22 protein-coding genes are annotated in these 23,289 nt (G+C 56.2%); 13 read left to right on the top strand and 9 right to left on the bottom strand.

The genetic code is table 11. The annotated features are described in order from the left end of the window. Positions 1-99 precede the first annotated feature (99 nt). The gene (nifJ, locus tag F8562_RS06215; RefSeq protein WP_014838312.1) at positions 100-3,627 is read right to left on the bottom strand and encodes a pyruvate:ferredoxin (flavodoxin) oxidoreductase; all 3,528 of its coding nucleotides are present in this window, start codon (positions 3,625-3,627) and stop codon (positions 100-102) included. Positions 3,628-4,096: 469 nt separating this feature from the next. Here nifJ and F8562_RS06210 point away from each other — a divergent pair, with 469 nt between their 5' ends. From F8562_RS06210 to F8562_RS06180, 7 genes are all read left to right on the top strand, one after another. Further along, on the top strand, positions 4,097-4,798 hold the full coding sequence (locus F8562_RS06210) for a helix-turn-helix transcriptional regulator (protein WP_046877232.1): 702 nt from the start codon (positions 4,097-4,099) through the stop codon (positions 4,796-4,798). A gap of 460 nt (positions 4,799-5,258) precedes the next feature. Then, positions 5,259-5,621 (top strand): hypothetical protein, encoded by a 363-nt coding sequence (locus F8562_RS06205; protein WP_014229124.1) that lies wholly within the window; start codon positions 5,259-5,261, stop codon positions 5,619-5,621. Positions 5,622-5,697: 76 nt separating this feature from the next. After that, positions 5,698-6,090 (top strand): phage holin family protein, encoded by a 393-nt coding sequence (locus F8562_RS06200; protein WP_014838313.1) that lies wholly within the window; start codon positions 5,698-5,700, stop codon positions 6,088-6,090. Next, positions 6,080-6,352: a phage holin family protein gene (locus F8562_RS06195; RefSeq protein WP_032749344.1), complete on the top strand. Its 273-nt coding sequence runs from the start codon at positions 6,080-6,082 to the stop codon at positions 6,350-6,352. Before F8562_RS06200 ends, F8562_RS06195 begins: the two co-directional genes overlap by 11 nt. Before the next feature lie 7 nt (positions 6,353-6,359). Beyond that, positions 6,360-6,902, top strand: coding sequence for a glycoside hydrolase family 108 protein (locus tag F8562_RS06190; protein ID WP_014838315.1), 543 nt, complete (start codon positions 6,360-6,362; stop codon positions 6,900-6,902). A 226-nt stretch (positions 6,903-7,128) separates the two neighbouring features. After that, complete coding sequence (locus F8562_RS06185) at positions 7,129-7,494, top strand: hypothetical protein (protein WP_032693413.1); 366 nt, start codon at positions 7,129-7,131, stop codon at positions 7,492-7,494. 327 nt (positions 7,495-7,821) lie between these two features. Next, positions 7,822-8,094: a DUF333 domain-containing protein gene (locus F8562_RS06180; RefSeq protein WP_004101621.1), complete on the top strand. Its 273-nt coding sequence runs from the start codon at positions 7,822-7,824 to the stop codon at positions 8,092-8,094. Here the strand turns inward: F8562_RS06180 and hslJ are convergent. The 3 genes from hslJ to F8562_RS06165 all read right to left on the bottom strand — a co-directional run bounded on the left by hslJ (position 8,091) and on the right by F8562_RS06165 (position 10,293). Next, on the bottom strand, positions 8,091-8,531 hold the full coding sequence (gene hslJ / locus F8562_RS06175) for a heat shock protein HslJ (RefSeq protein ID WP_014229134.1): 441 nt from the start codon (positions 8,529-8,531) through the stop codon (positions 8,091-8,093). The two genes, F8562_RS06180 and hslJ, sit on opposite strands and share 4 nt — an antisense overlap. 125 nt (positions 8,532-8,656) lie before the next feature. Further along, entirely contained in the window at positions 8,657-9,646 is a 990-nt protein-coding gene (locus F8562_RS06170; protein WP_004112629.1) for a 2-hydroxyacid dehydrogenase, read from the bottom strand. A gap of 149 nt (positions 9,647-9,795) precedes the next feature. After that, entirely contained in the window at positions 9,796-10,293 is a 498-nt protein-coding gene (locus tag F8562_RS06165) for a DedA family protein (RefSeq protein ID WP_004850371.1), read from the bottom strand. 195 nt (positions 10,294-10,488) lie between these two features. On the opposite strand from F8562_RS06165, the gene F8562_RS06160 reads away from it, so the two are divergent. Genes F8562_RS06160 through F8562_RS06150 form a run of 3 tightly spaced genes read left to right on the top strand, consistent with a single transcriptional unit; the run spans position 10,489 to position 13,644 of the window. Beyond that, positions 10,489-13,128: a YdbH family protein gene (locus tag F8562_RS06160; protein WP_032693415.1), complete on the top strand. Its 2,640-nt coding sequence runs from the start codon at positions 10,489-10,491 to the stop codon at positions 13,126-13,128. Next, positions 13,128-13,313, top strand: coding sequence for a YnbE family lipoprotein (locus F8562_RS06155; protein WP_004121063.1), 186 nt, complete (start codon positions 13,128-13,130; stop codon positions 13,311-13,313). The genes F8562_RS06160 and F8562_RS06155 overlap by 1 nt, the downstream gene beginning before the upstream one ends. Positions 13,314-13,320: 7 nt before the next feature. Continuing rightward, positions 13,321-13,644, top strand: coding sequence for a YdbL family protein (locus tag F8562_RS06150; protein ID WP_014838317.1), 324 nt, complete (start codon positions 13,321-13,323; stop codon positions 13,642-13,644). Here the strand turns inward: F8562_RS06150 and feaR are convergent, their stop codons facing one another. Beyond that, a complete protein-coding gene (gene feaR, locus F8562_RS06145) occupies positions 13,645-14,553 on the bottom strand; it encodes a transcriptional regulator FeaR (protein WP_014229138.1) in 909 nt (302 codons plus the stop codon). A 235-nt stretch (positions 14,554-14,788) separates the two neighbouring features. On the opposite strand from feaR, the gene F8562_RS06140 reads away from it, so the two are divergent. Then, positions 14,789-16,288: an aldehyde dehydrogenase family protein gene (locus F8562_RS06140; RefSeq protein WP_014229139.1), complete on the top strand. Its 1,500-nt coding sequence runs from the start codon at positions 14,789-14,791 to the stop codon at positions 16,286-16,288. 156 nt (positions 16,289-16,444) lie between these two features. Here F8562_RS06140 and F8562_RS06135 read toward each other — a convergent pair whose 3' ends face one another. From F8562_RS06135 to F8562_RS06120, 4 genes are read right to left on the bottom strand one after another with little or no spacing between them, the layout of a single operon-like run. Then, positions 16,445-17,176 carry a class II aldolase and adducin N-terminal domain-containing protein gene (locus F8562_RS06135; RefSeq protein WP_014838318.1) on the bottom strand — a complete coding sequence of 244 codons (732 nt, stop codon included), beginning with the start codon at positions 17,174-17,176 and terminating at the stop codon, positions 16,445-16,447. Between the two features lie 4 nt (positions 17,177-17,180). Then, entirely contained in the window at positions 17,181-18,011 is an 831-nt protein-coding gene (locus tag F8562_RS06130; RefSeq protein WP_014838319.1) for an ABC transporter substrate-binding protein, read from the bottom strand. Between the two features lie 23 nt (positions 18,012-18,034). Next, positions 18,035-18,907, bottom strand: coding sequence for a phytanoyl-CoA dioxygenase family protein (locus F8562_RS06125; RefSeq protein WP_014838320.1), 873 nt, complete (start codon positions 18,905-18,907; stop codon positions 18,035-18,037). 27 nt (positions 18,908-18,934) lie between these two features. Next, entirely contained in the window at positions 18,935-20,455 is a 1,521-nt protein-coding gene (locus tag F8562_RS06120; RefSeq protein ID WP_014838321.1) for an amino acid ABC transporter permease/ATP-binding protein, read from the bottom strand. Positions 20,456-20,941: 486 nt separating this feature from the next. Between F8562_RS06120 and F8562_RS06115 the strand changes: the two genes are divergently transcribed. Both F8562_RS06115 and F8562_RS06110 read left to right on the top strand, forming a co-directional pair. Continuing rightward, on the top strand, positions 20,942-21,859 hold the full coding sequence (locus F8562_RS06115) for a LysR substrate-binding domain-containing protein (protein WP_009653045.1): 918 nt from the start codon (positions 20,942-20,944) through the stop codon (positions 21,857-21,859). 169 nt (positions 21,860-22,028) lie between these two features. After that, positions 22,029-23,288: a flavin-containing monooxygenase gene (locus F8562_RS06110; RefSeq protein WP_014229144.1), complete on the top strand. Its 1,260-nt coding sequence runs from the start codon at positions 22,029-22,031 to the stop codon at positions 23,286-23,288. The last annotated feature ends 1 nt before the right edge of the window (position 23,289 follow it).

Raw genomic sequence — 23,289 nt, 5'->3', positions numbered from 1 at the left:
CCCTCCGTTCCTGAGAATGGTTTTTATTGAGCGGTAAAATGACAAGCCCGAATGAATATTCGGGCTTTTTTTATGGGTGACTAAAAAAACGTCAGTAAATTAGCTTTCGGTTGCCGGTTTTTCCACCTTACCGGCCAGCTGGGCAAGGAAGTCATAGCGTTTTTGTAAATCCGCCGTCGCATCCTTCCACAGCTGTTCCGCGACTTCCGGCTGCTGCGCGTTAAGGCGGCGGAAGCGCTGCTCGTTCAGGAGCGTTTCTGCCAGCGCGTCTGACGGCGGACGGGAGTCCAGCGCCAGCGGAAGTTTACCTTCATCGGCGCGACGTGGGTCAAAGCGATACAGCGGCCAGAATCCGGTCGCGGTCAGCTGACGCATCTGATCGTGGCTCAGCGCCAGATCGTAACCGTGTTCTTCGCAAGGGCTGTAGGCAATAATCAGCGACGGACCCGGATACGCTTCCGCTTCCTGAATCGCTTTTACCGTCTGGTTCAGCTGCGCGCCAAGGGAAATCTGCGCGACGTAAACGTGGCCGTACATCATCATGCTGACGCCGAGGTCTTTGCGCGCCTTGCGCTTACCGTGTTCGCCAAACTTGGTGACCGCCCCAAGCGGGGTGGCTTTTGATGCCTGGCCGCCGGTGTTGGAATAGCATTGGGTATCGAGCACCAGAATATTGACGTTTTCGCTCAGGCTCAGCACGTGGTCAAGACCGCCGAAGCCGATATCGTAGGCCCAGCCATCGCCACCGATTAGCCAGATCGATTTCTCGACCAGCGCGTCGGCGTCGGTTAGCAGTTCTTTCGCGTCGGCTTCATTTGCCAGAACCTTACGCAGCTCGGCCACCTGTTCGCGGCGTACTTCAGGCGTTGCTTCCGCGTGCAGCGCGTCGTTAAGCGCGGGCGGAAGTTTATCGGCGAACTGCGACAGCAGACGCATTACGCGCTGACGATGCTGATCGACGGTGAGGCGGAAACCGAGACCAAACTCGGCGTTATCCTCGAACAGCGAGTTAGCCCACGCCGGCCCGCGGCCGTTGGCATCGGTGGTGTAGGGCGTGGAAGGCAGGTTGCCGCCGTAAATCGATGAACAGCCGGTGGCGTTGGCAATCAGCATCCGGTCGCCGTAGAGCTGAGTCAGCAGCTTGATATACGGCGTTTCGCCGCAGCCGGAGCAGGCGCCGGAGTATTCGAACAGCGGGCTGATCAGCTGCGAGGTGCGGATATCGATACGTTCCAGTTTGCTGCGGTCCATTTCCGGCAGATTGAGGAAGTAGTCATAGTTCACTTTCTCTTCTTCAACGTGTTCAAGGCGCGACATCATATTGATGGCCTTGATTTCCGGGTTCTGCCTGTCTTTGGCCGGACAAACCTCGACGCAGAGATTACAGCCTGTGCAATCTTCAGGCGCGACCTGCAGAACGTACTTCTGGCCGCGCATATCGCGGGATTTAACGTCCAGAGAATGCAGGCTGGCCGGGGCATTTTCCATCGCGTCCGGGGAGACCACTTTCGCGCGGATTGCCGAGTGCGGGCAGGCGGCCACGCAGTGGTTACACTGGGTGCAAAGTTCTTCCTTCCAGATAGGGATCTCTTCGGCGATATTGCGTTTTTCCCAGCGGGTGGTGCCCATCGGCCAGGTACCGTCCGGCGGCAGGGCGGAGACCGGAAGCGCATCGCCGAGCCCGGCCAGCATGGCGGCGGTCACGGTTTTGACGAAATCCGGCGCGGCGTCGGAGACGACCGGCGGGCGGTTCGGGCTGTTGGCATCGACCTGCTGCAGCGGCACTTCCGCCAGCGACTCGCGGGCCAGGGCCAGCGCCTGCCAGTTGCGTTCGACCAGCTCCTGACCTTTGCTGCTGTAGCTTTTAGCAATCGCCCCCTGCAGCTCCGCCAGCGCGCTATCGCCCGGCAGGATCTGCGTCAGATGGAAAAAGGCCATCTGCATGACGGTGTTGATGCGCGCTCCAAGGCTACACTCGCGGGCGATTTTTGCCGCGTTAACGATATAAAACCGCGCTTTTTTCTGATTCAGCGTGGCCTGGACTTCCTGCGGCAGACGCGACCAGACCTCTTCGGCGCCGTAAGGCGTGTTGAGCAGGAAAATACCGCCGGGCTTCAGGCGTTCAACCATCTGATACTTGTCGATAAACTGCAGCTGGTGGCAGCCGACGAAATCGGCCTGCGAAATCAGATAGGAAGAACGAATCGGCTTCTCGCTAACGCGCAGATGGGAAACCGTCAGGCCGCCGGCCTTTTTCGAATCATAGACGAAATAGCCCTGCGAGAACCACGGCGTCGAGTTACCGATAATCTTGATATTGTTTTTGGTGGCCGAGACGCTACCGTCGCTGCCGAGCCCGTAAAACAGGGCTTCCAGCTTCGCCTCCGACGGCAGCGTGTTTTCTACCAGCGGCAGCGAAAGATTGGTGACGTCATCGTAGATGCCGACGGTAAAGCGCGGCTTGGGTTTAGCGGCGCTCAGTTCGTTGAATATCGCCAGAACGCACTCCGGCCCGAACTCTTTTGAAGAGAGACCGTAGCGGCCGCCAATGGTACGCGGCAGGGTTTCTCGCTCGCCGCGGTTGAAGGCTTCCGCCAGCGCGGTCATCACGTCGAGATACAGCGGCTCAGCCTGGGCGCCCGGTTCCTTGGTGCGGTCAAGCACCGCTACGGCGCGGGCGCTTACCGGCAGCGCTTCCAGCAGGTGGGCAGCGGAGAAGGGGCGGTAAAGACGAACTTTCAGTACACCGACTTTTTCACCGCGGCTCAGCAGTTCATCAACTACTTCCTCACAGGTGCCGATTGCGGAGCCCATAATCACGATAACGCGCTCGGCCTGTGGATGGCCGTAGAACTCAAACGGTTTGTACTGACGCCCGGTGGCGGCGGCAAAATCGTTCATCGCCGTTTCAACGTGCGCGTAAACCGCGTCGTACCACGGGTTAGTTGCTTCACGTGACTGGAAGTAGGTATCCGGATTCGCTGAGGTGCCGCGGATTACCGGATGTTCGGGGTTCAGGGCGCGCTGGCGATGTTCATCGATTTTATCCTGCGGCAGCAGGCTGAGAAGGGTATCGTCCGCCAGAGGGGCGATTTTGTTGATTTCGTGCGAGGTGCGGAAACCATCAAAGAAATGAATAAATGGCACCCGGCTTTGCAGCGTGGCGATATGCGAAATCAGCGCAAAATCCTGGGCTTCCTGGACGCTGCTGGCGCAGAGCATCGCGCAGCCGGTCTGACGCACTGCCATGACGTCCGAGTGATCGCCGAATATGGAGAGCGCGTGGGTTGCCACGGTGCGGGCGGCGACGTGCAGAACAAACGGCATCAGCTGGCCGGCCAGTTTGTACAGCGTCGGGATCATCAGCAGTAAACCCTGCGATGAAGTAAAAGAGGTCGAAAGGGCGCCGGTTTGCAGCGCGCCGTGTACGGCGCCGATTGCCCCGGCTTCCGACTGCATTTCGACGACGCGGGGAACATCGCCCCAGACGTTTTTCAGCCCGTTGCCCGCCCAGGCGTCCGCCTGCTCCGCCATCGTGGAGCTGGGCGTGATCGGGTAGATGGCGATAACTTCACTGGTGCGAAACGCGACTGAAGCAACCGCGCCATTACCGTCGATAGTGATCATATCAATACTCACATTGCTAAATTTTTGATAAAAAAGTTTTTATGCCCATTGATACACGCTGAGCTCTTCTGCGAAACCGCTATCGGCGCGATTCCACCGGTAGCGGATAAGTTCGTCTCTCACCTGCCTGGTAACGGGGTTGCGTTACCTGCATCGCTACGGGCAGGGTGACCGGGTTTGTGAATCACTGTTTAAGTATAGACCCCGGAGGAACATGATTTTTTGATCTCCAGTAGCGACAAAATCCATAGTTCAGATAAATTAATTCAAGGTATTACATAGGTGCCTACGTATGAACGACACCCTACACCAAAATCAGTGGCGTCATTTTTCCATAAGTAGCAGTGTGGCGAATTTCGCCAGTCAAAGCCTCCTGACCGACAACACTGCCTTAATTACCTGTAGGTAATTTATTCGAGTTTTGCTATATTTTAGATACCTGATGGTAAATGGCGTTAGAATCATTGCGATGGATAAATACGAAATCAGACGACAGCGCTTGCTCTATATCCGTGATAATTTATGCGGCGGTAAGGCTGTTGATGTGGCCCGAACCCTTGGACGGGAGCCTTCTTACGTCTCAAGGATGCTCTACCCCGAAGGCAAAAAGCAAAAGAAAAGGATAGCTGACGAGATGGTCGAACTTATTGAATCTTCGTTCAATCTGCCCCGCGGATGGATGGACGGTATCACCGGTAATATTGATATCGAGCGAGAACCGGTAGAGGATTCGCCGCAGATGCCATATGTCATTGAGGTTCTGGATGCCCAGGCCAGCGCAGGGCCGGGCTGCATTGTCTCCAGTGAGGTTGATGAAACGGTGAATAGCATCACCTATGACTCTGCCGGCGCGCTGCGGCTTTTTGGTAACCGGCCCGCAGAGCATATCAAGGTGATCACGGTCTCCGGCGATAGCATGTCCGGCACCATTGAGACCGGTGACTACATTTTTGTCGATGTCTCGAAAGACTACTTTGAAGGTGACGGCATTTATGTCTTTTCTTTTAAAGGCGCGGTGCTGGTGAAACGTCTTCAGTTCACGGCGGATGGGCTGCTCGTTCACTCGGATAACAGCAAATATGCGGACTGGACGATTGGCGAAAGCCATGAACAGTATCTGAAGATCATTGGTCGCGTGATTTATAGCCACAGCGTTAAACGCTTTGTTTAAAGGCGTTCATTGCCGCGAAGCTTCGCCATCCTGTTTCTGTCATAAACCCTGAGCTCAGCCATAAGCATTACCCGGGTATGCCACCTGTACGCCGGGCATACCTGCGGCTTCTCACCCCAATCCAGGGACACGCTGTTCAACACTACCCGCCTCGGACCTTTTCAGCTGTTTTTACGCGGCATACCACTTTTTTTCAAAAATATTTTCAATATTTTCAATTGGTTAATTTGTTTTTTTCATAAAATATACCTATAGGTATTTATTTTTAAATAACCCTGAGGTATTCTTTTGTCATCAGCTTGATAGGCAGCACTATCCGGATGATGAAGTACAACGATTCATAACTGAATCTACGTGGCTGAAAAGCCAGCGCCATGGCGCAGTGCGCTTTGGGGTGAAGCCATTGGCAAGGATCCGATTGCCGATGACATTACGCCAAAGCCCATTAAAGGAGACCGCAATGTCCCGTAAAACCGCGTTTAATGGCTCCGCTGCGGGTCGACGTCGCGCGCAGCGTTCCCACTTACAAAATCCGCAAACGCTCAGCTCAGATCTTATCCACCGGCCCACTCCGTCCCGCGCTCAGATTCAGGCAAAAGGGAAGCACCATACGCCTGAACGTATTGAGGACGCATTGCCGATTAAATTTGTGGCACAGGATATTTTTTGGCAGCGCGAAGAATATAAACGGCAAATTGAGCGAGCGACCATCATTTATCAGCAAGAATTTGCACACCAGTATGCGCAGCCAGGAACCTGGCTCTTCCAGAGGGCAATTTATGCGCTTGGTTTGCAAAAAAGAAAGAAAGTAACGGCGAGGTAACGCCTTAGTGCCAGGAAAAATGACCCTGCGCTTCGTTATTTACCATCATAACTCATAGTGAAAGAAGGGAGGGTATATGTCCGATCCTGTTTCCGGTACGTCGATAATTGTTGCTGGTGGATTAATGGGCGCTGGTATGTTTGGCCTGGTGACAGGTATTGATTATGGCGTTGTTTTTGGGGCTTTTGCCGGCGCGGTATTTTATGTTGCGACAGCGGTTAATATCACGCGTTTTAGACTCGCTGCCTATTTTATGACTTCTTTTATTGTCGGCGTTTTGGGTTCCGGGTTAATTGGTACGAAGCTGGCTATCTGGATCGGATACAATGAACGGCCTTTAGACGCGTTAGGCGCCGTGCTGATATCCGCACTGATTATTAAGATACTCACGTTCCTGAATAATCAAGAACTAACCGACCTCTACAAAATACTAACCCGCAACAGTAGTGGGCGCCCGAATGGGAAATGAACTTCCCGCGCTGCTTAATGCCGTTCTCTGCGCTTTGATCACCCTAACCTTAATGTTTTATCGGCGCGCCCGGTACAGAAGGTATCGACCATGGATATCGTATACGGCTTATTTGCTGGTAATCACTTATGCCAGCATACCGTTTCGTTATCTCTTCGGCTTGTATACGTCGACCCACTGGTTGGTTGTTACCGTGAATTTTTTTGTCTTTATTGCCGTGTTCCTGGTGAGGGGGAATATTGCGCATTTAATCGATAAATGAGGAATAAATGAATAAAGATGAGATTTTTAATGCCATTCTGGAAAAGGAGGGCGGTTATGTAAATCATCCTGATGATAAAGGAGGTCCGACAAACTGGGGGATTACTGAAGTCACCGCACGGGCTCATGGTTATGATGGCGATATGCAAAAACTGACGCGCCAACAGGCGCTGGATATTCTCAACGCTGACTACTGGATTGCGCCCCGGTTCGATCATGTTGCTGAAATATCTACCGCGATCGCTGAAAAACTGTGTGACGCCGGGGTCAATATGGGGCCTGTTCTGCCGGGTAAGTGGCTTCAACGCTGGTTAAACGCTTTTAATCATCGTGGAGTACTTTATCCGGATCTTATAACCGATGGTGTTATTGGCCCCAGGACCTTAAATGCCTTGAGCCATTATGTTATTCGAAGAGGCAGTGAAGGGGAGCTTGTACTGCTCCGGGCATTAAACTGTAGCCAGGGGCAGTATTATCTGAAGTTAGCAGAAAAAAGTGAGGCTAATAAATCATTTATATATGGTTGGTTAAGGGCTCGAGTAATGAGTTGACTGGCAATAAAATCTGCTAATCCAAAGCAGAACATCTCCTTTTACAGGAATTTCCTGAAAGGACCATTTTTATACTACAGCAAATGGAGGGCATGCTAAGTCCAAATTTTTTATAGCAGATGTGCTGATAACATATCGCAAAGTTTTGATAAAGTCGAGGGTTAATCTGTTCGATGATTAATCTATCAAGAAAACCATGTTATTAAATTTAATTAAGGATGAAAATATGCAATTCATAACACTGCCGTGGGCAACTTTGCAGGCTATTTACAGAGCAAAAAATGGTGAGGTTGTTGAAGGGAAATATGTCCGTGTGGCAGGACATTTCATTAATCTCTGGGATCCCTCTAACGAAGGCTCAGATCGAGTTAGTATTACACCGGTGTTTCAGATAGTATTTCGCAATCTTGAGGATGGAGTTCTTTATTTTGCCGGGCGTGCGATGTTTTTTGATAAAGTAAAATCAGAGTACGATGCATATTTCCATCATCCGTTTGAAGATGTCGATTCAAGCGTGATGACACAAGTCTATGCGGTAACAGATACGCAATATCTGGCCGGAACATTCTATTCTGGAGTTGTACCAAATTAATGCCCCTCCGCCCGGCTAAGTCGGCACAGCCCCTTAGCCGGGCATTTTTACTGAATGACAGAATTAGAAAACGGCTCCCCTGTGGAAAATATTATTACAGAACAAATAATTATATCGTTTCCTGCAGCGACTAAATCGCCTCATTATGATGCTTCTCAGTCGTACAGAGATTAATGTGCTCATGCTGAGAGGCTTCTGACGCGAAAAAATTTGCTAATAAATGTTAATACAGCGCATAAATACGTACTTCGCCTCTCGACGCGGCGCGCTGAGCTGCCTATTATCCTTAGGCTTGTCCATTTTAAGATGTATCTGAGGGGAGAGAAGATGCGAGCTGCGTTTTTAGTGGGATGTGCTGCGCTGTTACTGTCGGCGTGTAGTAGCAATGATGAACCTGTTCAGCAGGCAACGGCGGCGCACGTGTCGCCGGGAATGCGTGCCGCGATGAGCAGCTCCGGCCAGGCAAACTGCGCCATGGTTGGCGGCTCGTTATCGGTCGCCCGCCAGCTTGATGGCTCCGCTATCGGCATGTGCGCATTGCCGAACGGCAAGCGCTGCAGCGAGCAGGCGCTGGCAGGCGGAAGCTGCGGTAACTATTAATTCATCAGGTCGGCGAGCTTATACACCAGCGTCTGGTCGGCGGTCGCCAGCGTCAGCTGCGTTTCCGTCAGGTCGACCTGCGCGCCTTCGCGCAGCATTTTGCTCAGCGTGGCGTCCAGCGCGTTCAGCTGCGAGTCCGTGCAGAGCATGCGGGTCATCGCCAGCTCTTCAACCTTCAGCTCGCCGTCCGAGACTTTGCCCGTGCCGCTGAAGCGGTTGCACATATTACCTGAAACAGACATCTTGCCCGTAATGGGCATTTTTTCGCCGAAGCTCAGCTCCTGCGGCTTATCCGCGGCATTCAGCGGCTGCCCGTTAACGCTGGTCAGCACAAAACGGTGATGCTGAAGCTGTTCCGCTCTGGTTGACACCTTGCTGTTATAAACGCAGCCCGATAGCAACATTCCCGCCGCCAGCAGCGCAGCAAACTTGTTCATTTAGTCTCCATAAATATTTATCGTATTAATAAATGAAGGGAATTGTAACTTTATCGCAGGCGATTACTGTGGGGATTATCTGAATGTGCCCCCCGCAGAGGAGGAGCACAAAAGGGAAAGGAATATCAGACCAGCGCGTTAGGGCAGGTTTCGCCAGCATCCACCTGACGCAGGTTGTCGAGGGTGGTTTGTGAAATGCTGATCAGCGCTTCCGCGGTCAGAAACGCCTGGTGACCGGTAAACAGGACGTTATGGCAGGCAGAGAGACGGCGGAACACATCATCCTGAATCACGTCATTAGACTTATCTTCAAAGAACAGATCGCGTTCGTTCTCATACACGTCCATCCCCAGCGCGCCAATTTTCTGATGCTTAAGGGCGTCGATTGCTGCCTGCGAATCGATGAGCGCGCCGCGGCTGGTGTTGATGATCATCACCCCGTCTTTCATGCGATCGAACGCGGCATGGTTCAACAAATGGTAGTTTTCATCGGTCAGCGGGCAGTGCAGGGAGATAACGTCAGACTCCCGGTACAGGGTTTCAAGATCGACATACTCCACGCCCATATCCAGCGCGGCGGCGCTTGGGTAGGGATCAAACGCCAGCAGACGCATACCGAAGCCTTTCAGAATGCGCAGCGCGGCGACGCCGATTTTACCGGTGCCGATAACGCCGGCGGTTTTACCGTGCATGGTGAAACCGGTTAGCCCTTCAAGGGAGAAGTTCGCGTCGCGGGTGCGCTGATAGGCGCGATGAATACGGCGGTTCAGCGACATCATCATGCCGATCGCGTGCTCTGCGACCGCTTCCGGCGAGTAGGCCGGGACGCGCACCACGCGCAGGCCCAGCTCTTTCGCGGCATCGAGATCAACGTTGTTGAACCCGGCGCAGCGCAGCGCGATGTACTTCACGCCGTGGGCTTTCAGTTCTTCGAGTACCGGGCGGCTACCGTCATCGTTTACGAAGATGCACACCGCTTCACAGCCGTTGGCGGTTTTGGCGGTCTTTTCGGTTAGCAGGAAGTCAAAAAATTCCAGTTCAAAGCCGTATGCATCATTGACGTGCTGCAGATACTTCTTGTCGTACTGTTTCGTACTGTATACAGCGATTTTCATAAGACTTTTCTCCAGTGATAATACCGTCACGGTAGCATAATTAAAATAATCTTACAAATGTTAAAAACTAGTTTAATCAGCAGGTTATAGTATTAATTCTAGAGCATATCGTAGAGTTAAGAAATCTCTTTAAAAGACAATACGTTTCATTAAAAGTTGAGGCTCAGCGCCCCTGGCGCTAGCAGGACCAGCGGCCAGAGTAAACCTGAACTGACGTTAGCGAGCTGAAACTGCCAGAGAGAGGTCCCGCTGGCGCCGGTGACCAGCGGTACGGTGGCGCGCAGCGGAGAGAGAAAGCGGCTAAAAAAGACCGCCCACGCGCCGTGGCGGCGCAGGAACAGCTGGCCGCGAGCGAGGCGTTCGGCATTAAGCCAGCGTATACGATGCAGATGGTGCCGGTAGCGGTAGCCCGTCAGCCACGAGAGCCAGAATCCGCCGATGGCGCCGAGGCTGGCGCTCATCCACATTAACAAAAAATGGCCGACGCTGGCCGATGCCAGGGTGCCGAACAGCAGCAGTCCGGAGGTGCCGGGGATCAGCAGCGAGATAACGGCGCAAGATTTCGTGAACGTCAGCAGGAAAACCATCAGCAATACCAATGAATAGCGGCTCTGAGCGTATTCCATCAGCGAGATAATTAAGTCCACAGCACCATCCGTTTACGTTCGCAGGTGTGGACCAGTGTCGCAGGCGAAAACTAAACCCCGGCTAAATAGCCGGCTGGTGAATCAGATGGCGGCGACTACGCTTAAACGGGATGGAAACTTTAACTCACAGGTCGAACGTGCCACAATAGCGGCCTCTCGGCTTTTACTTATTTCGAATCAGGATATTAGCTGCCCATGAAGGGTAAATATAAAGCCGCCATCGCGCTATTATTAGCCCTCGTGCTGCTACCGCTGGCTTTGCTATTAACGCTCACCCACTGGGTGCCCACGCTGGCAGGTATCTGGCTACCGGCGGGAACCCGAATCTCACTTAATGAAAGCCCGCGACTGACGCGCTCCGCGCTGCGTATTCCGGATCTGCGCTACCTGGTCGGCGACTGCGAAATCGCGCGCGTCGCCAATGCCTCGCTCTCGCGTCCCAGCCGCTGGCGTTTACATATCAGCGAGCTGGATATAAACAGCGCCTGCCTGAACAAGCTCCCGGAAAGCGAAGCCGCGCCGGGGGCGCCGAAAACCCTCGCCGAATGGCAATCAATGCTCCCTTACAGCTGGCTGACGATTGACAATCTGCGCCTGTCACCGTGGGAGAAATGGCAGGGGCGGCTGGTGATGTCGCTGACGCCGCAGCAGCAGGATATCGGCTATGCCGGTAAAGAGGTTACCCTCCAGGCGCGGCTGCGCGGCCAGGCGCTGACGGTCAGTGATTTTTCCGCGCGTCTGGTGGAAGATCAGGCGCCGGTGAAGCTGGTGGGCGAGTTTCAGATGCCGCTGGTGCCGGACGGTTTGCCGGTCGACGGCCACCTGTTCAGCACCTTTGAATTTCCACAAACTCCCGGTCTTGTCGATGCCGAGCTGGAGTGGCAGAAGAACCGCGGGCAGCTGCTGGTCACGCCGCGCGGTGAAGTGGAGCCGATGCTTGACCTGCCGTGGGAAATCACCCCGGATCGTATCGTCATCAGCGATGGCCGCTGGCACACCGAATACGCGGGCAACGCGTTGAGCGGCCGGGTTGCGCTTTCGCTGGGCAACTGGCAGCAGGGCACCGAGCAGATGCAGGTCAGCGGGCGTCTTAACGTGCTCACTCAGGGCCAGGCCGGGAAGGGCAACGCCGTGCTGAATATCGGCCCCGGTAAGCTGAGCATGGACAGCAGCGACATGCCGCTACAGCTGACCGGCGAGGCCAAGCTCGGCGATCTGATTTTTTATGCCCGACTGCCCGCGCAGCTGAGCGGGCCGCTTACCGCGCCGGTGCTCAATTTTCACCCCGGCGCGCTGCTGCGTTCGCGCGGGCGGGTCATCGATTCGTTGAATATCGATGAAATCCGCTGGCCTCTGGCGGGCGTCAAAGTGACGCAACAGGGCGTTGATGGCCGCCTGCAGGCTATTCTGCGCGCCCATGAGCAGGAGATGGGGGATTTTATCCTGCATCTTGATGGCCAGGCCGACAACTTTATGCCCGACCGCGGCCGCTGGCAGTGGCGCTACTGGGGCGATGGCCATTTCACCCCGATGCAGGCGCGCTGGGATGTTAAAGGCGCGGGCGAATGGGTTGATAGCGCCATTGTACTCAACAGCCTGTCGACCGGTTTCGATAAGCTGCAGTATGGATCCATGCTGGTGAGTACCCCGCGCCTGACGCTGGAAAAACCGATCCACTGGCTGCGCGATGAGCAGCATCCCAAACTGACCGGCGCGCTGTCGCTGGATGCCGGGAAAACCACCTTCAGCGGCGGCAGCGAACTGCCGCCGTCAACGCTTAAGTTCAACATTGATGGCCGCGATCCGACCTGGTTCCGGTTCAGCGGCTCCCTGCATGCGCAAAAAATTGGCCCCGTGCGCGTTACCGGGCGCTGGGACGGCGAACGTCTGCGCGGTGAGGCGTGGTGGCCAAAACAGTCGCTGACCGTTTTCCAGCCGTTGGTGCCGCCGGAGTGGAAGATGAACCTGCGTGAGGGAACGCTCTACGCGCAGGTGGCTTTCTCCGCCGCCGCCGAACAGGGCTTCGAGGCGGGCGGTCACGGTGTGCTCAAAGACGGCAGCGCCTGGATGCCGGATAACCAGATCAACGGCGTCGATTTTGTGCTGCCGTTCCGCTTTAGCGACGCCACCTGGCAGCTTGGCACCCGCCATCCGGTATCGCTGCGCATCGGCGAAGTCGTCAACCAGTTCACCGCGCGCAATCTGACGGCGGATCTCCAGGGCGCATATCCCTGGAGTGAAGACGCGCCTTTACAGTTGAGCAACGTCAGCGTCGATATTCTCGGCGGCAAGCTGACCATGCAGCAGCTGCGGATGCCGCAGCACGATCCGGCGCTGCTGCGTCTGCAAAATATCTCCAGCAGCGAGTTAATTAGCGCGATTAAAGTGAAGCAGTTCGCCGTGTCCGGCCCGTTTAACGGTGCGCTGCCGCTGTGGCTGGATAACGATAAATGGATTATCAAGGACGGCTGGTTCAGCAATCCGGGGCCGATGACGATGCGTCTTGATAAAGACACGGCAGACGCGCTGGTGGCCGACAACGTCTCCGCCGGGGCGGCCATTAACTGGCTGCGCTATATGGAAGTGGCCACCTCGTGGACGCGGATCAACCTCGATAACCTCGGCGTGCTGACGCTGAAGGCGACGATTAGCGGCACCAGCCGGGTAGAAGGCAAAAGCAATACGGTGCACTTAAACTACTCCCATGAAGAGAATATTTTTGACCTGTGGCGCAGCTTGCGTTTCGGCGACAATCTGCAGGCGTGGCTGGAGCAGAACGCCAGGCTGCCCGCGCCGCGCTGTCAGGACAGTCATACCTGTAAGGAACAACAATAATGATCAAACTATTCGCCGCCTTTCTGGCCACCGCGCTGCTGGCGGGCTGTACGCCGCGTATTGAAATCGCGGCATCGAAAGAGCCGATCACCATCAATATGAACGTCAAAATTGAGCATGAAATTCATATCAAGCTGGATAAAGACGTTGAGAATCTGCTCAAATCGCGTAGCGATCTGTTCTGAGGCGATGATGAGAATACGACTGATAACCGCCGCGCTGGCGCTGGTGCTGTTCAGCGCTCAGGCGCAGGCCCTGACCCTGAATGAGGCTCGCCAGCAGGGGCGGGTCGGCGAAACCCTCAACGGCTATCTTGAACCGCTGCGTCAGGATAAAGAAACCCTTGAGCTGGTGAAGCAGATCAACGCCGCCCGCAGCGACAGCTATCAGCAGCTGGCGGATGACAATAATCTACCGGTGGATCAGGTGGCGAAAATGGCCGGTCAGAAGCTGGTCGCCAGGGCGCAGCCGGGCGAGTACGTGAAGGGCCTTAACGGCAAATGGCTGAAAAAATAGCTATCGGCAGCGCTTGCGATACTCCCCCGGCGAGACGCCGAAGCGCTGCTTAAAGGCGGTGGAAAAATGGCTATGATCGCTGAAGCCCCAGCTGTAGCCGATCCCCGCCAGCTTTTCGTCATCATGGGCGCTTTGCAGCGCGCGGGCGCACAAATCGAGCCGACGATTCTTGATATATTGCGCCACCACCAGCCCCTTTTCCGCAAATAGCCGATAGAGGCTGCGCACCGACATGCCGGTTTCGCTGGCCAGCCACTCCGGGCGCAGATGTTCCGCCTGAATCGACTCATCGATTAACGCCATGATTTTCTGAAACTGCTTATCGCGCCGGGACGGCTGGGCCTCCTGATGATGCAGCATCGGGCGCAGCAGGCAGACGATGGCCTCCAACGCCGCTTTGCTTTCGCTGGCCGAGAGTTCAGGGCTGTTCATGCTTTCATGCAGCAGGCGCTGGCTGAGCTGGACCATCGGCAGGCTTTTCGCCAGCCGGGTAGCGATGCTGATTTCACTGCTGCGCAGCTGTTGCTCCAGCAGCGATCTTGGCAGCAGCAGGGAGGCCTGACGCGAGGTTTGCTGCCAGATAATTGAACAGGGACGAGACGCGTCGATCAGGGTGATATCGCCGCTTTCCAGCATCGCCTGGCGGCCATCCTGCTCGATCGTCGCCTGGCCCGCGAGCTGGAAGACGGTATAAAACCAGGCGTCGTTATCGCGCTGGATCTCTTGTCGGGTGCGGTAAAGATTAATGCCGCAGGCGGTCACCGTGCTGACTTTCAGGTCGCCGGCATAGCTGGCGTCGATCTCACCGTGGAAATTATCAGCCAGCGGACGGGCGGCGAACTGCCCGCAGACCTGATTGATTTTTGCTAACCAGTGCTGGTAGTTCTGCCCACGATTTGCCGTACTCATCGCGCATCCCTTGTAATAATAATGTTTTTGCATTGTTGCACTTATGATGCCGGAGGCAAGGGTCAACGGCGGAGTATATGAAAGAACTATTACCTGCTGCACATTTTCTGTCCGCCTCATCGACTTAATTGCGGCGCCTGTCACAGCGGCAACAGCGAATGTCACAGAGAAAAAAGCGTGAATCGCGACCCCGGCATAAACTGAAATCACTATCCGTGAAGAATAAGGAAGGGGTATGTCCACATCACAGGTCGCGCTACTCGCCAGCGTGCAGCAGTTTTTAGACAGACAGCATGGGTTGTATCTTGACGGTGCGCAGCAGGCGGCAGAGAGCGAAAAGCGCTTAACCGTCTGGGATCCGGCCACCGGTCAGGCTATCGCCAGCACCGCGGATGCTAACGCCGCGGATGTCGATCGGGCGGTGATGTCCGCCTGGCGCGCTTTCGTTTCCCGCAGCTGGGCAGGGCGTACGCCCGCCGACCGCGAACGGATCCTGCTGCGTTTCGCCGATCTGGTGGAGCAGCACGGCGAGGAGCTGGCGCAGCTGGAGACCCTTGAACAGGGAAAATCGATTAACATTTCCCGCGCCTTTGAAGTGGGCTGCACGCTGAACTGGATGCGCTATACCGCCGGGCTGACCACTAAAATCAGCGGCCGCACCCTCGACGTATCGATCCCCTTCCCGCAGGGCGCACGCTATCAGGCGTGGACCAAAAAAGAGCCGGTGGGCGTGGTGGCCGGGATCGTGCCGTGGAATTTCCCGTTGATGATCGGCATGTGGAAAGTGATGCCCGCGCTGGCGGCTGGCTGCTCGATCGTCATTAAGCCGTCGGAAACCACGCCGCTGACCCTGCTGCGGGTAGCGGAACTGGCAACCGAGGCCGGCGTGCCGGACGGCGTTTTTAACGTGGTGACCGGCAGCGGCGCCGGGTGCGGCGCGGCGCTGACCTCTCATCCTCAGGTCGCCAAGGTGAGCTTTACCGGATCGACCGCTACCGGTAAACAGATTGCCCGCGTGGCCGCTGACCGACTGACCCGGGTCACGCTGGAGCTGGGCGGCAAGAACCCGGCCATCGTGCTGAAAGATGCCGATCCGCAGTGGGTTATTGAGGGATTAATGACCGGTAGCTTTCTGAATCAGGGGCAGGTATGCGCCGCCAGTTCGCGAATTTATATTGAAGCGCCGCTGTTCGATACGCTGGTGAGCGGCTTCGAGCAGGCGGTGAAGTCGCTACAGGTCGGGCCCGGTATGCTCGAGAGCAGCCAGATTAACCCGGTGGTGTCGCAGGCGCACTGCGCAAAAGTGGCGGCCTATCTTGCTGAAGCCCGTCAGCAGAAGGCAGAGCTGATTAGCGGTAACGTGGGGCCGAATGCGCAGGGCTACTATATTGCGCCAACGCTGGTGATTAATCCCGACGCCGGGCTGCGCCTTAGCCGGGAAGAGGTTTTCGGTCCGGTGGTGAACCTGGTACGCGTGGCCGACGGGGAAGAGGCGCTGCGCCTGGCCAACGACAGCGATTTTGGCCTGACCGCCAGCGTCTGGACCCGCGACCTGAGCCAGGCGCTGAGCTATACCGATCGCCTGCAGGCGGGGACGGTGTGGGTTAACAGCCATACGCTGATCGACGCCAACCTGCCGTTCGGCGGCATGAAGCAGTCCGGTACCGGCCGCGATTTCGGCCCCGACTGGCTGGACGACTGGTGCGAAACGAAGTCGGTCTGCGTACGCTACTAGCCGCCTTTTCCCCGGTGGCGGCTGGCGCCTTACCGGGGCTACAAGCGCGTAACTTGCGGATTCTGTCGCCAGTCCTGCGGCAAAATCCGCGCCTCGATACCTCAAATCCGGCTCATCTCCGTATGCCCGGTGGCGCCTTTCTCCGGGAGTAAACCGTCACTCCAGCAAGGACGGGTCGGCGTCGATCATCATCTCCTTCATCTCTGCAAAATGCTGGCGTGAAAAGTCGGCGATCCCCTCCCAGTCCTGCGCGGTTTTCTCCGCCACCGCAGCGGAGAGCACTTTCAGCGGCTGCCCCGTTGACCAGGCGGTCACCAGAATCTGGCAGGCGCGCTCCAGAGTCCAGATATCATCGAAAGCCTCGCCAATTGACGGTGCGGTCACCAGTACGCCGTGGTTGCCCATCAGCAGCCGGCGCTTGTCGGCCAGCAGCGACGCCAGACGCGCGCCTTCCGCCGTGGTGTCCGCCATGCCGCCGTATAACCTATCGACGGCTACCCGATTGAAATAGCGCGCCGTGTTCTGATCGATCGGCGGGATATGCGGCGTCTCGAGGCAAGCAACGCTGGTGGTATACACCGGATGCAGGTGCAGCACCACCCGCACCTCCGGCAGGCGCTGGTGGATCTGCCCGTGAATCGCCCACGCCGTGGCGTCCACGTCCGCTCGCCGGGCGCAGGCTTCATCATCGGCGTCCAGCAGCAGCAGGTCGCTGGCGCGGATGCGCGAAAAGTGTTTCCACTTCGGATTCAGCAGGAATTTTTTGCCGTCCGCCGAGATGGCCGCGCTAAAGTGGTTGGCCACCGCTTCGTGCATCCCGAGATGGGCGATGATGCGAAAGGTCGCCGCCAGGTCGATACGCGTCTGTTCTTCATAAGAGCGGGCCATATGATTACTCCGCTTTCGGCATCAGAGTCTGCAGATCCTCTGGCGTCGGCGCCTGGAAGTTATATTTCTTCAGCAGCGCGGCGTATTCCGGCGTCGCGCTGTATTTCTTCAGCCCTTCCTCCAGCGCGGTTTTCACTTCGCTATTGCCTTTTTTCACCCCAAAGCCGTTGAGCACCGGATAGATCAAGGTTTCGGAAGAGATGATCACCCGATCGCCAAGCTTGTCGATCACGCCGCGCGCCACCGCCGCATCGGTGATTTGCGCCTCAACCGCCCGCGAGAGCAGCGCCTGGGTGGTTTGCGGGTCGGTGGTGTATTCACTGAGCGCTATCGGCTTCAGGCCCTTTTTCACGCAGTAGTCGGCGGAGAGCTTTTGCAGCTGCGCCAGCCATGACGTCGCCCCCATTGAACCAATTTTGTGGCCGCAAAACGCTTCCGGCGTTTTCGGCTGATAGTCGCTGCCTTTCAGCGCGAGGATCGCTTCGCCGCTTTTCAGATAGGGCACCATATCGATAACCTTCAGACGCTCGGCGGTGATGTACATCGACGAGTTGGTGATATCGAAGCGTCCGCCCTGCAAGCCCGGAATCAAATTCGGAAACCGGGTATCAATATTCACCGCCTCGCGGCCCATAGCTTTCGCCAGCCCGGCAAGAAACTCGATATCGAACCCTGCGGGCTTGTTGTTTTCCATATATTCATACGGGAAAAAGGTCATATCCGAACCGGCGGTGATTTTCCCCGGCTGCTGGAAGGCCTGAGTGCTAAAGGACGACAGGGCGCCAGCGGTGCAAAGGAGCAGGGCAGCAGGGCGGAAAGCTTTAAAACGTTTCATACAACCTCCAGAGAGTGGGCAAATTACATGCTGGCGCGATCGGTACCGGCCTGCTGGACGAAAAAGGATGAGCCGCGCGGTTTTTGCGGCAGGCGTAAATGATTCACGGTACTGCGCACCAGGCCGCTCTCTTCCCCGGCAACCATCTGCCCGGCGTGCGCGCTGGGCAGCGGATTTTCGCCGTACGGCAGGGCATCTTCCGCCGCGTAGACGCTGATAAACAGCGTCCGCGGCAGGTCGGTTTCATTGGGGCTGGAGGCGTGGAGCAGACGAGTATGCATAAAGCACACCGATCCCGCCGCGCCAAAACAGGCCTGCGGCTGCTGGCAGTGGGTCGCTTCAACCTCCCGATCCACGGCGCCGGTAAAACGATCGTTTTGCCAGTGAGACCACAGCGGTCCCCGATGGCTTCCCGGTACCACGTTGAGCGGACCGTTCTCCGGCGTCACTTCGCTGACCATCAGCAGGGCGGTGATGATGTCGTCGTTGCTGTGGGGGGTAAACAGAAAATCCTGGTGCCACTTCACCTGCGTGGCGGTGTGCGGCAGCTTGGAGTTGATTTTGCTGTGATGGAAGCGGGTCCCGCTGCCGCCGATCAGCTGGCCGGCAATCGCCGCCATTCTCGAATCAAGCGCGGCGTGGCGGTAGGCGGCGGAAATCTCCGTGGGGGAACTCACCCGGCGCAGCGACGGATGATGGGGCGCGTGGTCGCTTTCGAGGTCGAAACGCGGCCGACCGTCCAGGGTTTCGCCCCACACCTCGCTATGCTGTCGGCTCTCTTCGACCCAGGCGTCGAAATCGGCCTGCAGCAGCGCGACTTCCTCGGCGGAAAGCACCTCTTCGACAACCAGAAAACCCTGCTGATGAAACTGTTCGATTTGCCACTGCGCGATCATATTTTTCTCCTTTCGGGAACGGAGGCGTTAAGCCAAAGAGACATCTTTCAGGAAGGCGTCCACGCGCGGATGCTGGCCGTCGCGCATTGCCTGAGGCGTGTCGTCGCAGACCACGCGTCCTTTTTCCATAAACACAATTCGATCGGAAACCTTAAAGGCGAAGTTCATTTCATGGGTGACGATCACCATGGTGATGCCTTCATGGGCCAGCGATTCGATAACCTGCAGAACCTCGTTAACTTTTTCCGGATCCAGCGCCGAGGTGGGCTCATCGAACAGCATAATTTGTGGGCGCATCATCAGGGCGCGGGCAATCGCTACCCGCTGCTGCTGGCCGCCGGAAAGCTGATGCGGATATTTCCACGCGTGTTCCAGCATGCCGACTTTATGCAGCAGTTCGCAGGCGTGCTGCTTCAGCTCGCTTTCGCTGGCCAGATGGTGATAGCGAGGCGCCAGCAGCAGGTTGCCGAGTACGGTCAGGTGGGGGAACAGGTTGAAGCTCTGGAAGACCATGCCGATATTCTGGCGATGCTCGCTGTTCTCCATAAAACGCGGCTTCTGCTGCCCCTGGCGGTCAAGGTGAATAAAGGGCTGGCCGTTGATTTTGATCTCGCCGTTATCAATCTGCTCAAGGCCGTTCAGCAGGCGGATCAGCGTGGTTTTACCGGAGCCGGACGGGCCGATGACGGAGACCACTTCGCCGGGCTGAATTTGCAGGCTGACGGCGCCCAGCACTTCGACATTGTTATAGGCTTTATGCAGCTTTGACGCCTGTAGCGCCGGTTCCTGCGCGACGCTAACGCTGCGGGCCGTTGCCGGACGCCGCGCGGTGGCCAGCTGCTGCATTTCTTCATCCACCGGTCGCGTGGTTTTACGCTGGGTGACGTCGAGCCAGGTCTCGAGGCGCTTAAGCAGGAAATCAAACACCGTGACGATCAGGATGTAGTAAAACGCCACCGCCGCCATGGTCTCCATGACGAGGAAATTCTGCGAATAGAGCCGCTGGCCGACCATTAAGATCTCGGTCAGGGAGATAACCGACACCAGCGAGCTGAGCTTGACGATGGCGATATACTCATTAGCCAGCGCCGGCAGGGCGACGCGCAGCGCCTGCGGGATCACCACACGCCACTGGGTGCCGGCATAGCGCAGCCCGAGCGCGCGGGCGGCTTCGCTCTGTCCTTTCGGAATCGACAGCAGTCCGCCGCGATGAATTTCAGCAATATAGGCGGCTTCGCTCAGCACCATCGCCAGCAGTCCGGCCCAGAACGGGTCGTTAAGCACCGGGGCGAAGGCGGGCAGCGCCTGCGGCATGTTGTAAACAAAAATCAGCAGCACCAGCAGCGGCATGCTGCGAAACAGCCAGATATAGAGGCGGGCAGGCGCGTTAAACAGCTTGCGCGGCGACTGTTTGGCCAGCGCCAGAATAAACCCCAGCACAATACTGAAAGCCCAGGTCAGCAAACTTAATTTGATGACGGTCCAGGTGGCCTGCCAGAAATCGACATCGCTGAGCAGGCTTAACATATAGTTCCAGTTAAACGTCATGGGCTATTTCACTCGCCATAATTAACGGAAATTAAGGCGATTCCCCTGTTCTAAAATGGGGAGCCGCCGGCGTTCATCTTGCCATGACACTATGCTGGCACTCTTCGACCGGTGGCAATTAGTAAATTTTTGGCCTTTAAGTTTAAAAAAACTATACAGCTATATTAACCTCAGGGAATTTAACGCAATTAATGAGAAACAGCATTGAAACAACTTAAAAACAATCACCCTTATTTTTAAACCTGATTTTTCGTAAAATGACAATTTGTGCAATATTGGGGCGCGCCGCGGGCGAATAAGGTGCAGGGCGATGCTTTATGGTGCAATACGCGAAATCAGGCAAAAAAGAGGGTGGTTTATTAAATAGAAACGACGGCTATTTGCCGACGAGGCAAAGCGCAAACGGCATGGCACGATGCTTGCAGGCTGCTTATCGTAAAACTAAGCCCGTTCGTAATAAGACAATATTTTATCAATGGTGAAGCGATGAACCGATTTACCCTCAAACAGCTTAAATATTTCGTGACGGTGGTGGAAACGGAGAGTATCGCTGAGGCTTCCCGTCAGCTGCACATTGCCCAGCCGTCGATCTCTATTGCGATTAAAAACCTCGAAAGTACCTTCGACCAGCAGCTGTTTATTCGTCACCATGCGCAGGGCGTATCCCTGACCTCAAGCGGGCGGCGCTTCTACGATAAAGCCAAAGAGCTGCTGCGGTTGTCCTATGAGTTTGAGCAGAACTCGCGGGCGGATAAAGAGCTGGTATCCGGGACGATTTCCGTCGGCTGCTTTGAATCCGTCGCGCCGCTGTATATGCCAAAACTGGTAGCGGGATTTAAAAAAATGTATCCCGAAATTACTCTCCAGCTCTACGACGGCGAACAGCATGAACTGATGCACGGTCTGCACCGCGGACGCTTCGATCTGGCGCTGGTCTACGACCTGGAACTGGGTCACTCCATTCATAAAGAGCTGCTGAACGCCCCGCATAAACCCTATGCTTTGCTGCCCGCTTCTCATCCGCTGGCGCAGAAAAAATGCGTCACGCTCCAGGAATTAAGCCGGGAACCGATGATTTTGCTCGATGCGGTCCCCAGCAAAAACTATTTTGTCTCGATATTTAAAGAGAAAGGTTATCACCCGGAAGTGGCCTACAGTTCGCCGTCCATAGAAATGGTGCGCTGTATGGTCGGGCAGGGATTAGGCTTTTCGGTACTGGTTACCCGTCCGCTGTGCGATATGACCTATGACGGCGAAAAGCTGGTGCAGCTGGATATTGCCGACGAAATGCCCGCATCGACATTAATTATGGCGCATCTTGCCAATAATGAACCCACGCGTCCGACGCAGCTATTTATGGATTATTGCCGCAGCATAGAATTAACGCCGCATCAGCACGCGTAATTTAATTAACGCGACCGCAAGCGTTATTTTCTTGTCGCGTTATTCAGCCTCGTAAATTTCTATTCAGACGATCGTTTTATAATAATTTACCATTTCATCACACTTACTTAACCTGAGTTCTGTCAATCCCGGCGGATAAGCCGGACAACCGTGCTTGAAGGACACAGATATGACAGAGCAGATTACAGAGATCGATACCCTGGTGGTAGGCGCGGGGCAGGCGGGCGTCGCCATGAGCGAGCATCTGACGCATCACGGCATTCCGCATCTGGTGCTGGAAAAAAAGCGCATCGCTGAGGCCTGGCGCAGCGGCCGCTGGGATTCGCTGGTGGCCAACGGCCCGGCCTGGCACGACCGGTTTCCCGGCATGACCTTTCCCGGCTGCGACGCCGACAGCTTTGTCGCCAAAGAGCAGATCGCCGACTACTTCGCCGCGTATGCCAAAACCTTTAATGCACCGATCAAAACCGGCGTTGAGGTCTTTAGCGCCGAGCGTTTAAACGGCCGTCCGGGGTTTCGCGTGGAAACGTCACTGGGCGTGATTGAGGCGCAGCGTATCGTCGCCGCCACCGGGCCGTTCCAGCGCCCGGTGATACCGGCCATCGCGCCGCAGGATAGCGCTGTACAGCAGATTCATTCCGCACACTATTTCAACCCGCAGCAGCTTCCGGAAGGCGGCGTGCTGGTGGTTGGCGCGGGGTCGTCCGGCGTGCAAATCGCCGATGAGCTCCGCCGGGCGGGGCGCGCGGTATGGCTCTCCGTTGGCGCGCACGATCGCCCGCCGCGCCGCTACCGCCAGCGCGATTTTTGCTGGTGGCTGGGGGTGTTAGGGCTGTGGGATGCGGCGGCCAATCAGCCCGGCAAAGAGCACGTGACGATTGCGGTCAGCGGCGCGCGCGGCGGTCATACCGTTGATTTTCGCCAACTGGCGCACCAGGGAATTACCCTGGTCGGACAGACGCACGGCTTTACCGAGGGCAAAGCCGTTTTCCGTGCCGATCTGGCGGACAACATTCGTCTTGGCGACGCCTCCTATCTGGCGCTGCTCGACGCCGCGGATGAGTATATCGCCCGCAACGGGCTGTCGCTGCCGGAAGAGCCGGAAGCGCGCTTTTTCCTGCCCGACCCCGATTGCCTGACCCAGCCCCTCACCGAGCTCGACCTGGCAGCCGCGGGGGTGAGCTGCATTATCTGGGCTACCGGCTATACCACCGATTACCGCTGGCTGAAGGTCAACGCCTTTAATGAACAGCAGCGCCCGCAGCACCACCGCGGCGTCGCCAGCGAACCGGGGGTCTATTTCCTCGGTCTGCCGTGGCTCTCCCGCCGTGGCTCAACCTTTATCTGGGGCGTCTGGCACGATGCGAAATATATCGCCGACCAGATTGCCATTCAGCGCCAGTATCAACGCTATCAACCTTCCTGCTAAT

The organism is Klebsiella sp. RCJ4, assembly GCF_009025755.1.
Taxonomy (GTDB): domain Bacteria; phylum Pseudomonadota; class Gammaproteobacteria; order Enterobacterales; family Enterobacteriaceae; genus Klebsiella; species Klebsiella michiganensis.
This window is presented reverse-complemented; position numbering and strand designations above follow the sequence as displayed.

What these genes read in the sequence shown, in the direction of transcription:
- F8562_RS06190 (WP_014838315.1), top strand. Translation starts at nt 6,360, where the DNA reads ATGAATAAAGATGAGATTTTTAATGCCATTCTGGAAAAGGAGGGCGGT.
- F8562_RS06155 (WP_004121063.1), top strand. Translation starts at nt 13,128, where the DNA reads ATGATCAAACTATTCGCCGCCTTTCTGGCCACCGCGCTGCTGGCGGGC.
- F8562_RS06210 (WP_046877232.1), top strand. Translation starts at nt 4,097, where the DNA reads ATGGATAAATACGAAATCAGACGACAGCGCTTGCTCTATATCCGTGAT.
- F8562_RS06125 (WP_014838320.1), bottom strand. Translation starts at nt 18,907, where the DNA reads ATGATCGCGCAGTGGCAAATCGAACAGTTTCATCAGCAGGGTTTTCTG.
- F8562_RS06140 (WP_014229139.1), top strand. Translation starts at nt 14,789, where the DNA reads ATGTCCACATCACAGGTCGCGCTACTCGCCAGCGTGCAGCAGTTTTTA.
- F8562_RS06185 (WP_032693413.1), top strand. Translation starts at nt 7,129, where the DNA reads ATGCAATTCATAACACTGCCGTGGGCAACTTTGCAGGCTATTTACAGA.
- F8562_RS06180 (WP_004101621.1), top strand. Translation starts at nt 7,822, where the DNA reads ATGCGAGCTGCGTTTTTAGTGGGATGTGCTGCGCTGTTACTGTCGGCG.
- F8562_RS06170 (WP_004112629.1), bottom strand. Translation starts at nt 9,646, where the DNA reads ATGAAAATCGCTGTATACAGTACGAAACAGTACGACAAGAAGTATCTG.
- feaR (WP_014229138.1), bottom strand. Translation starts at nt 14,553, where the DNA reads ATGAGTACGGCAAATCGTGGGCAGAACTACCAGCACTGGTTAGCAAAA.
- F8562_RS06120 (WP_014838321.1), bottom strand. Translation starts at nt 20,455, where the DNA reads ATGACGTTTAACTGGAACTATATGTTAAGCCTGCTCAGCGATGTCGAT.
- F8562_RS06160 (WP_032693415.1), top strand. Translation starts at nt 10,489, where the DNA reads ATGAAGGGTAAATATAAAGCCGCCATCGCGCTATTATTAGCCCTCGTG.
- F8562_RS06200 (WP_014838313.1), top strand. Translation starts at nt 5,698, where the DNA reads ATGTCCGATCCTGTTTCCGGTACGTCGATAATTGTTGCTGGTGGATTA.
- F8562_RS06130 (WP_014838319.1), bottom strand. Translation starts at nt 18,011, where the DNA reads ATGAAACGTTTTAAAGCTTTCCGCCCTGCTGCCCTGCTCCTTTGCACC.
- F8562_RS06115 (WP_009653045.1), top strand. Translation starts at nt 20,942, where the DNA reads ATGAACCGATTTACCCTCAAACAGCTTAAATATTTCGTGACGGTGGTG.
- F8562_RS06195 (WP_032749344.1), top strand. Translation starts at nt 6,080, where the DNA reads ATGGGAAATGAACTTCCCGCGCTGCTTAATGCCGTTCTCTGCGCTTTG.
- F8562_RS06110 (WP_014229144.1), top strand. Translation starts at nt 22,029, where the DNA reads ATGACAGAGCAGATTACAGAGATCGATACCCTGGTGGTAGGCGCGGGG.
- F8562_RS06135 (WP_014838318.1), bottom strand. Translation starts at nt 17,176, where the DNA reads ATGGCCCGCTCTTATGAAGAACAGACGCGTATCGACCTGGCGGCGACC.
- F8562_RS06205 (WP_014229124.1), top strand. Translation starts at nt 5,259, where the DNA reads ATGTCCCGTAAAACCGCGTTTAATGGCTCCGCTGCGGGTCGACGTCGC.
- F8562_RS06150 (WP_014838317.1), top strand. Translation starts at nt 13,321, where the DNA reads ATGAGAATACGACTGATAACCGCCGCGCTGGCGCTGGTGCTGTTCAGC.
- hslJ (WP_014229134.1), bottom strand. Translation starts at nt 8,531, where the DNA reads ATGAACAAGTTTGCTGCGCTGCTGGCGGCGGGAATGTTGCTATCGGGC.
- nifJ (WP_014838312.1), bottom strand. Translation starts at nt 3,627, where the DNA reads ATGATCACTATCGACGGTAATGGCGCGGTTGCTTCAGTCGCGTTTCGC.